This window comes from Salinisphaera aquimarina (genome assembly GCF_042643355.1).
GTDB classification, from domain to species: Bacteria; Pseudomonadota; Gammaproteobacteria; order Nevskiales; family Salinisphaeraceae; genus Salinisphaera; species Salinisphaera aquimarina.
Genome location: NZ_JBHRSS010000010.1, coordinates 119,814 through 132,046 on the forward strand (window position 1 = coordinate 119,814; position 12,233 = coordinate 132,046).

Annotated in this window: 10 protein-coding genes; all 10 read left to right on the top strand. The window is 63.1% G+C overall.

The window, feature by feature from the left end:
• Nucleotides 1–68 precede the first annotated feature (68 nt).
• The 10 genes from ACFOSU_RS19910 (at nt 69) to ACFOSU_RS19955 (ending at nt 12,188) form a co-directional block, all read left to right on the top strand.
• Nucleotides 69–1,451: a dihydrolipoyl dehydrogenase family protein gene (locus ACFOSU_RS19910; RefSeq protein ID WP_380691746.1), complete on the top strand. Its 1,383-nt coding sequence runs from the start codon at nt 69–71 to the stop codon at nt 1,449–1,451.
• Nucleotides 1,452–1,472: 21 nt separating this feature from the next.
• Entirely contained in the window at nt 1,473–2,465 is a 993-nt protein-coding gene (locus ACFOSU_RS19915; protein WP_380691747.1) for a zinc-dependent alcohol dehydrogenase family protein, read from the top strand.
• Between the two features lie 57 nt (nt 2,466–2,522).
• A complete protein-coding gene (locus ACFOSU_RS19920) occupies nt 2,523–3,206 on the top strand; it encodes a type 1 glutamine amidotransferase domain-containing protein (RefSeq protein ID WP_380691748.1) in 684 nt (227 codons plus the stop codon).
• A 74-nt stretch (nt 3,207–3,280) separates the two neighbouring features.
• Nucleotides 3,281–3,745 carry a GNAT family N-acetyltransferase gene (locus ACFOSU_RS19925; RefSeq protein WP_380691749.1) on the top strand — a complete coding sequence of 155 codons (465 nt, stop codon included), beginning with the start codon at nt 3,281–3,283 and terminating at the stop codon, nt 3,743–3,745.
• Nucleotides 3,746–3,779: 34 nt separating this feature from the next.
• Nucleotides 3,780–5,261, top strand: a complete 1,482-nt coding sequence (locus ACFOSU_RS19930; RefSeq protein ID WP_380691750.1) for a RimK family protein — start codon at nt 3,780–3,782, stop codon at nt 5,259–5,261.
• 120 nt (nt 5,262–5,381) lie between these two features.
• Nucleotides 5,382–7,550, top strand: a complete 2,169-nt coding sequence (locus ACFOSU_RS19935) for a malate synthase G (RefSeq protein ID WP_380691751.1) — start codon at nt 5,382–5,384, stop codon at nt 7,548–7,550.
• A gap of 303 nt (nt 7,551–7,853) precedes the next feature.
• Nucleotides 7,854–8,123 (top strand): DUF4212 domain-containing protein, encoded by a 270-nt coding sequence (locus tag ACFOSU_RS19940; RefSeq protein ID WP_380691753.1) that lies wholly within the window; start codon nt 7,854–7,856, stop codon nt 8,121–8,123.
• Between the two features lie 9 nt (nt 8,124–8,132).
• On the top strand, nt 8,133–9,905 hold the full coding sequence (locus ACFOSU_RS19945) for a sodium:solute symporter family protein (protein WP_380691754.1): 1,773 nt from the start codon (nt 8,133–8,135) through the stop codon (nt 9,903–9,905).
• A 199-nt stretch (nt 9,906–10,104) separates the two neighbouring features.
• Nucleotides 10,105–11,364 (top strand): DUF445 domain-containing protein, encoded by a 1,260-nt coding sequence (locus tag ACFOSU_RS19950; RefSeq protein WP_380691755.1) that lies wholly within the window; start codon nt 10,105–10,107, stop codon nt 11,362–11,364.
• A gap of 32 nt (nt 11,365–11,396) precedes the next feature.
• Nucleotides 11,397–12,188 (top strand): Abi-alpha family protein, encoded by a 792-nt coding sequence (locus tag ACFOSU_RS19955; RefSeq protein WP_380691756.1) that lies wholly within the window; start codon nt 11,397–11,399, stop codon nt 12,186–12,188.
• The last annotated feature ends 45 nt before the right edge of the window (nt 12,189–12,233 follow it).

Here is a 12,233-nt window from a genome sequence, read left to right on the forward strand (position 1 = left end):
GTGCGTCTGCGAACTTACGTTACAGGACACCAGTTCGTGTCATCGCGATCCAGACAGGACATCTTCCCATGACTGAAACACAGCATTTCGAGGTGGTTGTCATCGGCGGCGGCTCGGGTCTGACCGCTGCTTATTTCGCAGGTCAGGACAACAGGTCCGTCGCCCTGATCACCGATCGGCCGGAGGCCATCGGCGGCACCTGCGTGAACTTCGGCTGCATCCCCACCAAGACGCTGGTGCAATCCGCGCGTGCCGTCGACGTGATCCGCAGCACCGCGAGTTTCGGCGTGCACGTCGACCTGCGTACGTTACGGATCGATTTCGCCGGCATCATGAACAACATGCGCGCGGCCCGTGCTGATAACGCCGCCGGCGCGCGGCGATGGGTCGAGTCGGCGATGACGCCGTTCTTCAGCCCGGTGCGTTTTGTCGGCGACAAGCTGCTGGAAACCGAGGACGGCAGACGTATCACCGGCGACAAGCTGTTCATCGCCAGCGGGGCGCGCGCCGCGATTCCGCCCATCGACGGATTGGCAGACACCGGTTACTGGACCAACGAGGACGTGCTCGAATTGATCGAACAACCGGCGAGCCTGATCGTGATCGGCGGCGGCTATATCGGCGTCGAACTGGGTTATTTCTTCGCCGCGCTCGGCACCGAGGTCACGGTGATCAACCCCGACGACAAACTGCTCGCCGAGGACGACGACGTGCGCGAGTTGTTCACGCGCGAATTCGGCAAGCGGGCGCGGCTCGTGACTGGCCGCGCAAAGCGGGCCACGCGAACCGATGCCGGCAAGCGAGTCGAGGTGGCAGACGGCGCCGGCCACAGCCATAGCATCGAGGCCGAACAGATTCTGGTCGCGACCGGGCGCCAGCCCAACACGCAGAGCCTCAACCTCGCGGCGACCGGCGTGCAGGTCGACGAGCGCGGCGCGATCCAGGTCGACGCGCATCTGCGTACCGACCATGCCGATATCTATGCCTATGGCGACGTGATCGGCCAGGGCATGTTCAAGCACACCTCGAGCGCCGAGGGCGAACTGGCCTATCGCAATTCCCAGAACGATGACCATCGCGCCGATCGAGCCATGTCCTACCGCGCCAACCCGCATGCGGTGTTTAGCGACCCCGAGGTCGCGGCCGTCGGCCTGACCGAGGCCGAGTGCGACAAACAGGGGCAGGATTACCGGGTCTCGACGCTGCACTACGCCGATATCGCCAAGGGCAAAATCGTCGGCGCGCCCGCCGGCTTTGCCAAGCTGCTGATAGAGAACGACAGCGAACGGATTCTGGGCTGTCATATCGTCGGCCCCGACGCCGCGCTATTGATTCACGAGGTGGTCGTAGCCATGAATACGACAGCGGCCGACGCCAGTCTCGTGCGCCGTGCCATTCATATTCATCCGAGCCTGTCGGAACTGGTCGGTACCTTGTTCGACCAGACTTGACCGGCTTGCAAGGAGATCACCATGACGAAAGCGATCCGTTTTCACGACACCGGCGGCCCGGACGTCCTCAGGTTCGAGGACGCCGAGGTCGGCGCCCCGGGCGAGGGCGAAGTCCGCGTTCGCGTCGAGGCGATCGGCCTCAACCGCGCCGAGGTGATGTTCCGCTACGGCCAGTATCTGGAAGACCCGAAGCTGCCGGCCGGTCTGGGCTATGAAGGCGCGGGCGTGGTCGAGGCGGTCGGCGCCGGCGTCGACGGCATCGCCGAAGGCGACGCGGTGAGCGTCATGCCGGCTTTTTCGATGAACGACTACAACTTCTATGCCGAGCAGGCGATCGTGCCCGCCCATGCGGTCACGCCGCGGCCCAAGGGCCTGGATGCGGTACAGGCGTCGGCGGTGTGGATGCCGTATCTGACCGCCTACGGCGCGCTCATAGATATCGGCAAGCTGTCCGCGGGCGAGGCGATCATCATTCCGGCGGCCTCCAGCAGCGTCGGCCTGGCCGCGATCCAGATCGCCAACAGCGTGGGTGCGATCTCGATTGCCGCCACCCGCACGTCGGCCAAGGCCGACCGCCTGCGTGAAGCCGGCGCCGCGCACGTGATCGCGACCGAAGAACAGGATCTGGTTGCCGAAGTGATGAAGATCACCGACGGTGCCGGTGCGCGCCTGACGTTCGATCCGGTGGCCGGGCCGATGGTGGAGACGCTGGCCAACGCCATGGGTCAGGGCGGCATCATTTTCCAGTATGGCGCCCTCAGCGGCGACGCCACGCCGTTCCCGCTGTTCGCCGCCCTCGGCAAGGGGTTGTCGGTGCGCGGTTACACGCTGTTCGAAGTGGTGGGTGACGCGGGCCGGATGGAGCGTGCCAAGGCTTTTATCTACAAGGGTATCGAAGCCGGCGATCTGGTGCCGACCGTGGATCGCACTTTCGACTTCGCCGACATGGTCGAGGCCCACAGGTATATGGAATCCAACCAGCAGCTCGGCAAGATCGTGGTGACGGTGCCCTGAGGTCGTCAGTAGACACCGAACCCGCGAATTGATCGTTAGACACGAAGCGAGGACACCATGAAGATACTGATGGTACTGACGTCGCACGACACCCTCGGCGATAGCGGCGAAAAGACCGGCTTCTGGCTGGAAGAATTCGCCGCGCCGTACTACGTGTTCAAGGACGCGGACGCCGAGGTGGTCATTGCCTCGCCGGCCGGCGGCCAGCCGCCGCTGGATCCGCGCAGTGACGCGGAAGGAGCGCAGACCCAGGCCACCGAGCGGTTCAAGCAGGACGATGACGCCCAGCGGGCGCTGGCGAGCACGCAGAAACTCGCCGACGTCGCCAGCCAGCGCTACGATGCGGTCTTCTATCCCGGCGGCCACGGCCCGCTTTGGGATCTGGCCGAGGACTCCGACTCGATCGCGCTGATCGAAAAGACCTATGCCGACGGTGTCCCGCTGGGCCTGGTATGCCACGCGCCCGGTGTGCTGCGCCGCACGAAGAACGCGAACGGCGGGCCGCTGGTGCATGGCCTGCGCGTGACCGGTTTCAGCAACTCGGAAGAAGAGGCCGTCGGCCTGACCGAGATCGTGCCTTTTCTGGTCGAAGACGCGCTCAAGGACAACGGCGGCAACTACGTGCGCGGCGACGACTGGGCATCGCATGTGGTGACGGCGGGCAATCTCGTCACCGGCCAGAACCCGGCGTCCTCTGCCGCTGCCGCCAAGATTCTGCTCGCCCAGCTGCAGCCGAAGTAACGCTGCGGTCGCGGGCTCGAAAATCCTGTCGCCGGAGCTGCTGTACGGGCTGATTTCGCGCGTATAATTTTGTGATGACGTCTGCATCGCATCTGTTCTTTCGTCCCGCCAAAGCCGGTGACCTCGGCGCGGTCGAGGCGCTCGAGCGCGATTGTTTCAGCGTCGATGCGCAGAGCCGGCGCAGCTTGTCTCATCTGATCGGCCAGGCAAACGCCGATGTCCTCCTGGCTGAATCCATCGAGGGCCTGCGCGGTAGTGTGATCGTGCTCTACCGGCGCGGTGCCCTGGTGGCGCGGGTGTATTCGATTGCTGTGGCGGCGCGCGCGCGCGGGCAGGGCGTAGGGACGGCGTTGCTAGGCGCGGCACAGGATGTCGCGGTTGGCCGGGGCTGCCGGACGCTGCGCGCGGAAGCACGGGTTTCCAATACGGGCTCGCTGGCCTTGTTCGAACGTGCCGGCTATCGACGCGGCGCTTCACTGCCTGCTTATTACCCTGACGGCGAGGACGGCGTGCGGCTGGAGAAGCCGTTGCCGGAGTAGCCTTGGCCTATCTTGTAGATCACGGAATGGACATATGGCTGAGCCGATCGTCGTCGTTGAATCGCTGCGGGATTGGAAAGCCGCAACTGCGCCCGTGCGGCTGGTGGAGGCCGACGACTACCTCGCCGATCCGGCGTTCGCCGAAAGCGGGCTGCATGTCATCAATCTGTGCCGGAGCACGCGCTACCAGAGCCTGGGTTACTACTGTTCGTTGCTGGCCGAGGCGCGCGGGCATCGCGTGCTGGCCTCCGTGGCCACGCTCCAGGACCTGAGCCGCAAGATTCTCTACGGCAGCGAGATTCCGGCGCTCGCGCGCTATCTCGATCGGTTGGACGCCGCCACCCGACAGAGCTTGCCGGAGCATTGCCATGTGTTTCTCGGTCAGTGCGAGAACAGCCATCTGGCGCCGCTGGCACGGCGCCTGTTCGAACAGTTCGCGGTGCCGCTGCTGGATGTGGAACTGCGCTATCGCGACGGCGTGGTGCGCGTGGTCGGGCTTCGCACGCTGTCTATTCGCGCGCTGGAGCGCAGCGAGGCGGATTTTCTCGCCGACGCCGTGGCGGCCTATGTGACCCGCGGCTGGCGCACCGCGCGCAAGCGCCGGACTTCGCGTTTCGATGTCGCCATGCTGGTCGACCCCGATGAAGACCAGCCGCCGTCCAACCGCGCCGCGCTCAAGGCCTTCGTCGCCGCCGGTCGCAAGCTGGGTCTGGAAGTCGAGCAGATCGGCAAGCGTGATTTCGGCCGCCTGGCCGAGTTCGATGCGCTGTTCATCCGCGAAACCACGCGCCTGAATCACTACACCTACGCGTTCTCACGCCGCGCCGAGCAGGAAGGGCTGGTGGTCATGGACGACCCCACATCCATTCTGCGTTGTACCAACAAGGTCTATCTGGCCGAACTGCTGACCCGTCACAAGGTCGCCGCACCCAAGGCCTGCATCTTCGGCGACAACGAGATCGCCCGGCTGCCCGACATGCTCGGCTTTCCGATGGTACTCAAGGCCCCGGAAGGCGCGTTTTCCAAGGGTGTGTTCAAGGCCGACAACGTCGCCGAGCTCGAGCGTATTGCCGCCGAACTGCTGGACGAGTCGGAACTGGCGCTGGCCCAGGAGTTCATGCCCACCGAATTCGACTGGCGTATCGGCGTACTCGGCGGCAAGGCCCTGTACGTCTGCCAGTACCTGATGGCCGGCGGTCATTGGCAGATCGTCGATTATGCCGCCGAGGGCGGGGTCAGCGAAGGCGACTCGCGCACGCTTGCGGTGGAGGACGCGCCGGCGAACGTGGTGCGCACGGCGGTACGCGCGGCCAATCTCATTGGCGACGGCCTCTATGGGGTCGATCTCAAGCAGACGGCGCACGGCCTGAAGGTGATCGAGGTCAACGACAATCCGAGCATCGACGCCGGTATCGAGGACGCGGTGCTTGGCGACGTCCTGTATGAACGCATCATGGGCGAATTCCTGAAACGGCTCGAGCGCCGCACCGAAGCACGACCGCGCCGGCATGGCTGATCCTCGTCGGCTCAGATGAAGCCGGCGCGGGTCGTGTTCCCAGGCCTTTTGTTATGATGCCTGCCTGTTGTTTCTCGGCGCGTGGTCAGACACGGCCGTAACCCAAAACCAAGGCGAGATATGACTGACCGTATCGAAAAATCGGGCCTGCAGATCGGCAAGCCGCTGTACGACCTGATCGAGAAAGCACTGCCGGGCACCGGCGTGACATCCGACGTGTTCTGGCAGGAACTGGCCGATCTGGTGGCCGAGTTCGGTCCGCATAACGCCGCGTTGCTCAAGCATCGCGAGGATATCCAGGAAACGCTGGACAAATGGCATCGCGAGCACCGCGGCGACAAGTTCGATTTCAACGAATACAAGAAGCTGCTGCAGGAACTGGACTATCTCGTTGCCGACACCGGCGACTTCAAGGTCTCGACCGACAACGTCGACCCCGAGATCGCCACCGTGCCAGGCCCGCAGCTGGTGGTGCCGATCACCAACGCCCGTTTTTCGCTCAACGCGGCCAACGCGCGCTGGGGCAGTTTGTACGATGCGCTCTACGGCGCCGACATCATTCCCGAAGACGACGGCGCCGAGAAGGGCACGAGCTACAACCCCAAGCGCGGCGTCAAGGTCGTCGCCTGGGCCGCGAAGTTCCTCGACGACAGCTTCCCGCTGGCCGAGGGCTCGCATGCCGACGCCACCGCCTACAAGATCGACAACGGCAAGCTGTCCGTGGATGTCGGCGGCAGCCATTCGGCACTCAAGGAGCCGAAACAGTTCGCCGGTTATCAGGGTGACGCGGGCGCGCCGACCGCGGTGCTGCTGGTCAACAACGCCCTGCATTCGGAAATTCAGATCGACAAGAGCGCGCCCATCGGCAAGGACCACGCCGCGGGCGTGAAAGACGTGCTCATGGAAGCCGCGATCACCGCGATCCAGGACTGCGAGGATTCCGTGGCCGCGGTCGACGCCGAGGACAAGGCGCTGGTCTACGGCAACTGGCTTGGCCTGATGAAGGGCGATCTGGAAGAGACCATGGAAAAGGGTGGCAAGACCATCACCCGCAAGCTCAACGCCGATCGCGAATACACCGCGGCCGACGGCTCCACGCTCACCCTGCCGGGCCGCAGCCTGATGCTGGTGCGCAACGTCGGCCATCTGATGACCACGCCGGCCGTGCTCGATGCCGAAGGCAACGAGATCCCGGAAGGTATTCTCGACGCGCTGTGCACCGGCACCATCGCCCTGCACGACCTGAAAGGCAATGGCCCGCGTTCCAACAGCCGTGCCGGCAGCGTCTATATCGTCAAGCCCAAGATGCACGGCCCGGCCGAGGTCAACTTCACGGTCAAGGTCTTCGAGCACATCGAAAACGCCATCGGCATGAAGCCCAACACCCTCAAGATGGGCATCATGGACGAAGAGCGACGTACTTCGCTCAACCTCAAGGCCTGTATCCACGAGGCCCGCGAACGCACCATCTTCATCAACACCGGCTTTCTCGATCGCACCGGCGACGAGATGCACACCTCGATGGAAGCCGGCCCGATGCTGCCCAAGGGCGAGATGAAGTCCCAGCCCTGGCTGAAGTCCTACGAGGACAACAACGTCGACACCGGTCTGCAGTGCGGCCTGCGTGGCAAGGCCCAGATCGGCAAGGGCATGTGGCCCGCGCCGGACAACATGGCCGACATGATGCAGGCCAAGATCGGCCATCCGAAAGCCGGCGCCAACTGCGCCTGGGTGCCGTCGCCGACCGCCGCTACCCTGCACGCGATCCACTACCATCGTTGTGACGTGCTGGCCCGTCAGGGCGAACTCGAATCGCGCCACGAGGATTATCTCAACGACCTGCTCACCATTCCGCTGCTCGATCGCGAGCTGTCGGAGCAGGAAATCCAGAACGAGCTCGACAACAACTGCCAGGGCATCCTGGGTTATGTCGTGCGCTGGATCGACCACGGCGTGGGCTGCTCCAAGGTGCCGGACATCAGCGATACCCAGCTCATGGAGGATCGCGCGACCTGCCGTATCTCCTCGCAGCACGTGGCCAACTGGCTGCACCACGGCATCGCCAACGAAAACGATGTACGCGAAACACTCAAGCGCATGGCCAAGGTGGTCGATCGCCAGAACGAGGGCGACCCTGATTACACGCCGATGTCGGCTGACTTCGACGCCTCGATCGCCTTCCAGGCTGCCTCGGATCTGATCTTCAAGGGTCTCGAGCAGCCCTCCGGTTACACCGAACCGGTCCTGCATGCCCGTCGCCGGGAGCTCAAGGCGCAACGCGCCGGCTGAGTCCAGCGCGTTCGTTGATTGCAAGAACCCGGCTTCGGCCGGGTTTTTTTATGTCCATGAATCGGCTTTTCGTAGTGCTGCTTCCAACGCCCGTTTTCAGGTCGCCGGTGGCATGTTCGCCGATTGCATAGTTCGACTCATCGCTGCCCCCGCCACCGTGTACCGTCGACTAAAACAATTAAGATAATCCATGGTACATGCAATTCTTTTAAAATAGTTTTAAATAGCCAAAAGTCGCATTGCCGTGCAGCAACGGCTGACGCACGCTGTGCGCGGTCACAAAATCAATGATGGGGATAACTTATGTCTGATCGCCCCGGCGGCGCGGCGGCCGCCTACTGGCAGGCCAATATTCGACTTTTGCTCAAACTCCTGGTCGTGTGGTTCGTGGTTTCCTACGGCTGCGGGATTCTTCTCGTGGACGTGTTGAACAATTTTCATATCGGTGGCTATCCGTTGGGTTATTTCTTTGCCCAGCAGGGCGCCATCTATGTCTTTCTGTTTCTGATCTTCTTCTATGCCTGGCGGATGAACAGGCTGGATCGGGAATTCGGCGTCGACGAAAAGGAATAGGGAGCAGGAATGGATACCCAGACATGGATTTATCTGGCGGTCGGCGGCAGTTTTCTGCTGTATTTCGTGATTGCCATTCTCGCGCGTGCGGGCACTACGGAAGAGTTCTACGTGGCGGGCGGCGGCATCGGTCCGGTTGCCAACGGAATGGCCACGGCCGCGGACTGGATGAGCGCGGCGTCGTTCATTTCGATGGCGGGCCTGATTGCGTTTCTCGGCTATAACGCCTCGCCCTATCTGATGGGCTGGACGGGTGGCTTCGTGCTGCTCGCTTTGCTGCTGGCACCGTATCTGCGCAAGTACGGCAGCTTCACCGTGCCGGCGTTCATCGGTGAGCGTTACTATTCGAACGTGGCCCGTACCGTGGCCATCATCTGTCTGATCATCGCGTCGGTGACCTATGTCATCGGGCAAATGAAGGGCGTGGGCGTGGCCTTCGGGCGCTTCCTCGAAGTCGAATTCGAGACCGGCGTGCTGATCGGCATGGGTGTCGTGTTCGTCTATGCCGTGCTCGGCGGCATGAAAGGCATTACCTACACCCAGATCGCGCAGTACATCGTGCTGATCTTCGCGTTCACGGTGCCGGCGGTATTCATCTCCATCCAGCTGACCGGTATTCCGCTGCCGCAGATCGGGTTGGGTTCGACGATGGCCGACGGCAGCGGGCTGTTCCTGCTCGACAAGCTCGACACGGTGGTCACCGAACTCGGGTTCTCCAAATTCACCGAGCCGGGTCATTCGACGCTCAACATCTTCCTGCTGACGCTGTCGCTGATGATCGGTACCGCGGGTCTGCCGCATGTGATCATCCGTTTCTTCACCGTGCGCAAGGTCACCGATGCCCGTAAATCGGTGGGCTGGGCGTTGTTCTTCATCGCCATTCTCTACACGACGGCCCCCGCGGTCGGCGCCATGGCACGTCTGAATCTCATGCAGACGGTCCAGACCGGCCCGGTCGGCGAAGAGAGCGGCAATCTGGAATACGCCGAGCGACCGGACTGGTTCAGGACCTGGGAGTCGACCGGCCTGCTGGCATTCGAGGACAAGAACGGCGACGGCCGTATCCAGTATTACAACGACGCCAATCCGGCGTTCATGGATACCGCCGCGGGCTTTGGCTGGAATGGCAACGAGATGACCACGGTCGACAGGGACATCATGGTGCTGGCCAACCCCGAAATCGCCGATCTGCCGTCCTGGGTGATCGCGCTGGTAGCCGCGGGTGGCGTGGCCGCGGCCCTGTCGACGGCGGCGGGTCTGCTGCTGGCGATTTCGTCGGCCATCTCGCATGACCTGCTCAAGAGTATGCTTCGGCCCAATATTTCGGAGAAGAACGAACTCCTGGCCGGGCGCATCGCCATGGTGGGGGCGATTCTGGTCGCGGGGTATCTGGGTATCAATCCACCGGGCTTTGCCGCGGAGGTGGTGGCGCTGGCCTTCGGCCTGGCCGCATCGTCGCTGTTCCCGGTGTTGCTGATGGGTATTTTCGTCAAACGCATGAATCGCGAAGGCGCGATTGCCGGCATGCTGGCGGGTCTGTTCACGACCGTCGCCTATATCTTCATCTACAAGGGCATGTTCTTCATACCCGACACCAACCTGTTCCCGGATGAAGCCGGCTATTGGCTGTTCGGTATCCAGCCCGAGTCGTTTGGCGCGATCGGTGCGCTGGTCAACTTCGTGGTCGCCTTGCTGGTGTCCCGCGTGACCCCGCCGCCGCCTGCGCATATAGACCGGATGGTCGAAGACATCCGTATCCCGGGCGCGCTGCGCGAGGCGTAGCGTTCTCTGGCCACGCGAGTGGATTCAAGGCCCCGCCTCGGCGGGGCTTTTTTGTGGCCGCGCAGGATTCCGAGGGCCGACAGGACAGGCGTGACCCGGTCCGTGTATTGTAAAGCGAAATGCGATCTTTTCCGCCTTTAAGCGCCACCAACATGAATCGCGAAACTCGCCCGCAGTGGATTATGAGGAGACGGGCCGCATGATCGATTTCGCTTTTCTCGGAACGGCGACGTTCTGGAAATATGCCTCGATGCCGGTGATCAGCGCGGTCATCGGTTACGTGACCAACGTGGTCGCGATCAAGATGATGTTTCATCCGATCGAGTTCTTCGGCGTGTTCAAGCCGTATCTCGGCTGGCAGGGCATCGTGCCGCGCAAGGCTGCGAAGATGTCGGCGATCGCCACCGACACCATTACCCGGAATCTGATCGACAGCGAAGAGATATTCGCGCGACTGGATCCCGACGCAGTCGCCCGGAAACTGTCCGTGCCGCTCAACGAACTGGCGGCAGAACTGGTTGACGAGGTGATGACCACCCATCACCCCGATATCTGGGCGCGCACGCCCAAGAGCGCACGCGACACGATCGTGGCGCGCGTACAGGCGGCGGTGCCGCAGGCGATTGCCGATACCGTGCGTGACCTGCGCACCGACGTGAATCAGGTGTTCGACCTCAAGGACATGGTGGTCACCAATCTGGTGCATCACAAGGAGCTGATGAACCGGATCTTTCTGGAAACGGGAGACAAGGAGTTCACCTTCATCGCCCGTTCCGGCGCCTATTTTGGTTTTCCGCTGGGCGTGATTCAGATGATCGTGTGGATGTTCTATCAGCCGTGGTGGCTGTTGCCGGCCTTCGGGCTGGCGGTGGGTTATATCACCAACTGGGCCGCATTGAAGATGATCTTCAACCCCAAGCAGAAGCACGCCGTCGGCCCGTTCACGCTGCATGGCCTGTTCTTCAAGCGCCAGCGCGACGTGGCGCGCGCCTACGGGGATCTGGTGGCCAACGAAGTGCTGTCGCCCAAGAATATCCTCCAGCAGGTGCTCAAGGGGCCCTATTCGGATCGCATCTTTTCCATCATCGCCCACCGCGTGGGCGAGGCTATCGATGAAACCGCGGGCATCGCGCGTCCGTTCATGACCTGGACCGTGGGCGATCTGAACTATATCCAGCTCAAGCAGACCGCGGTCAATCGCCTGATCGAACAGACCCCCGATGTACATGACGACCGCTCGGCCGCACTGCGGGAATTCATGGAATACACCAACGAAACCATGGCCATCGAGACGACACTGGTCGAGCGCATGCGTGAACTGCCGCCGCGTGAATTCGAGGGCATGCTGAGGCCGGCCTTTGAAGAGGACGAGTGGATCCTGATCACCGTCGGCGCGGTACTCGGTCTGATGGTCGGTATTTTCCAGTTCATCGTATTGTTCGGCGGCGGTGCCGGTTGAGCGGCTCGCAGCCGATTGCAGGGAGGGGTTCATTGAGCGACTCATTCGATTCCGACGACAACGGTCCCGATTACGGGAGCCACTTCGACACCGCGCGGCGCGCCCCGCTGCCGCTGCTCGCGCTTCACCGGGTCGCGCTCAAGCTGGCCGAGCGGCCAGTGGCGGGGCTGGGTCTTCGTGCCCTGCGTCGCGCGGAAAGCTGGATGCTCATCGAACTCAAGCAGCGCCTCGAACGCTCGGGTGGCGCGCCGCCCGATCCGCTGGGCACCACGGCAGAGAGTGACAGCGACGTGGACCCGGCGCAGATCATGCAGGCACTGCTGCGCGCTTCCCGCGGGACCGACCAGAATGCGATCGAGCACGATTTCTATGTGCGTGTGCTGCGCCAGCTCAACCCGTCGCAGGCGCGTATTCTCGTGCTCATGTCCGATGGCGGCGTCTGGCCCATGGTGCATGTCTGCGCGACGTCGATCGTGGGCACGGGCAGCGAACGCATCCTGTCCTATGCCTCCAGCGCCGGCAAGGAGGCGGGCGTACTGCTGCGCGCGCAGGTGCCGCATTTCCTGGCCCATATGGATTCACTGGGGCTGTTGACCGTGGGCGCGCAGGACAGCGAGCAGGAGCCGGCCTATGAGATACTCGAGGCTGACACGCTGGTGCGTGACGCGATGGCCTATGTCACCGAGGATCTGAATCGGCACGCGCAAATCGAACGCTGTTCGATCCGACTGTCGGAATTCGGCCTGGCCCTGTGTGCGGCCGCGCTGCCCGGGCACGGTGTCAGTAGCGCGGCTTTGGGCGGGACGGCTTCAGACGCCAGATGAGCGCCGGGCTGGCCGGCGCCCGCCCACGGCTGTCCTTGCCCGGCC

What these genes read in the sequence shown, in the direction of transcription:
- ACFOSU_RS19930 (WP_380691750.1), top strand. Translation starts at nt 3,780, where the DNA reads ATGGCTGAGCCGATCGTCGTCGTTGAATCGCTGCGGGATTGGAAAGCC.
- ACFOSU_RS19940 (WP_380691753.1), top strand. Translation starts at nt 7,854, where the DNA reads ATGTCTGATCGCCCCGGCGGCGCGGCGGCCGCCTACTGGCAGGCCAAT.
- ACFOSU_RS19910 (WP_380691746.1), top strand. Translation starts at nt 69, where the DNA reads ATGACTGAAACACAGCATTTCGAGGTGGTTGTCATCGGCGGCGGCTCG.
- ACFOSU_RS19950 (WP_380691755.1), top strand. Translation starts at nt 10,105, where the DNA reads ATGATCGATTTCGCTTTTCTCGGAACGGCGACGTTCTGGAAATATGCC.
- ACFOSU_RS19945 (WP_380691754.1), top strand. Translation starts at nt 8,133, where the DNA reads ATGGATACCCAGACATGGATTTATCTGGCGGTCGGCGGCAGTTTTCTG.
- ACFOSU_RS19920 (WP_380691748.1), top strand. Translation starts at nt 2,523, where the DNA reads ATGAAGATACTGATGGTACTGACGTCGCACGACACCCTCGGCGATAGC.
- ACFOSU_RS19925 (WP_380691749.1), top strand. Translation starts at nt 3,281, where the DNA reads ATGACGTCTGCATCGCATCTGTTCTTTCGTCCCGCCAAAGCCGGTGAC.
- ACFOSU_RS19915 (WP_380691747.1), top strand. Translation starts at nt 1,473, where the DNA reads ATGACGAAAGCGATCCGTTTTCACGACACCGGCGGCCCGGACGTCCTC.
- ACFOSU_RS19935 (WP_380691751.1), top strand. Translation starts at nt 5,382, where the DNA reads ATGACTGACCGTATCGAAAAATCGGGCCTGCAGATCGGCAAGCCGCTG.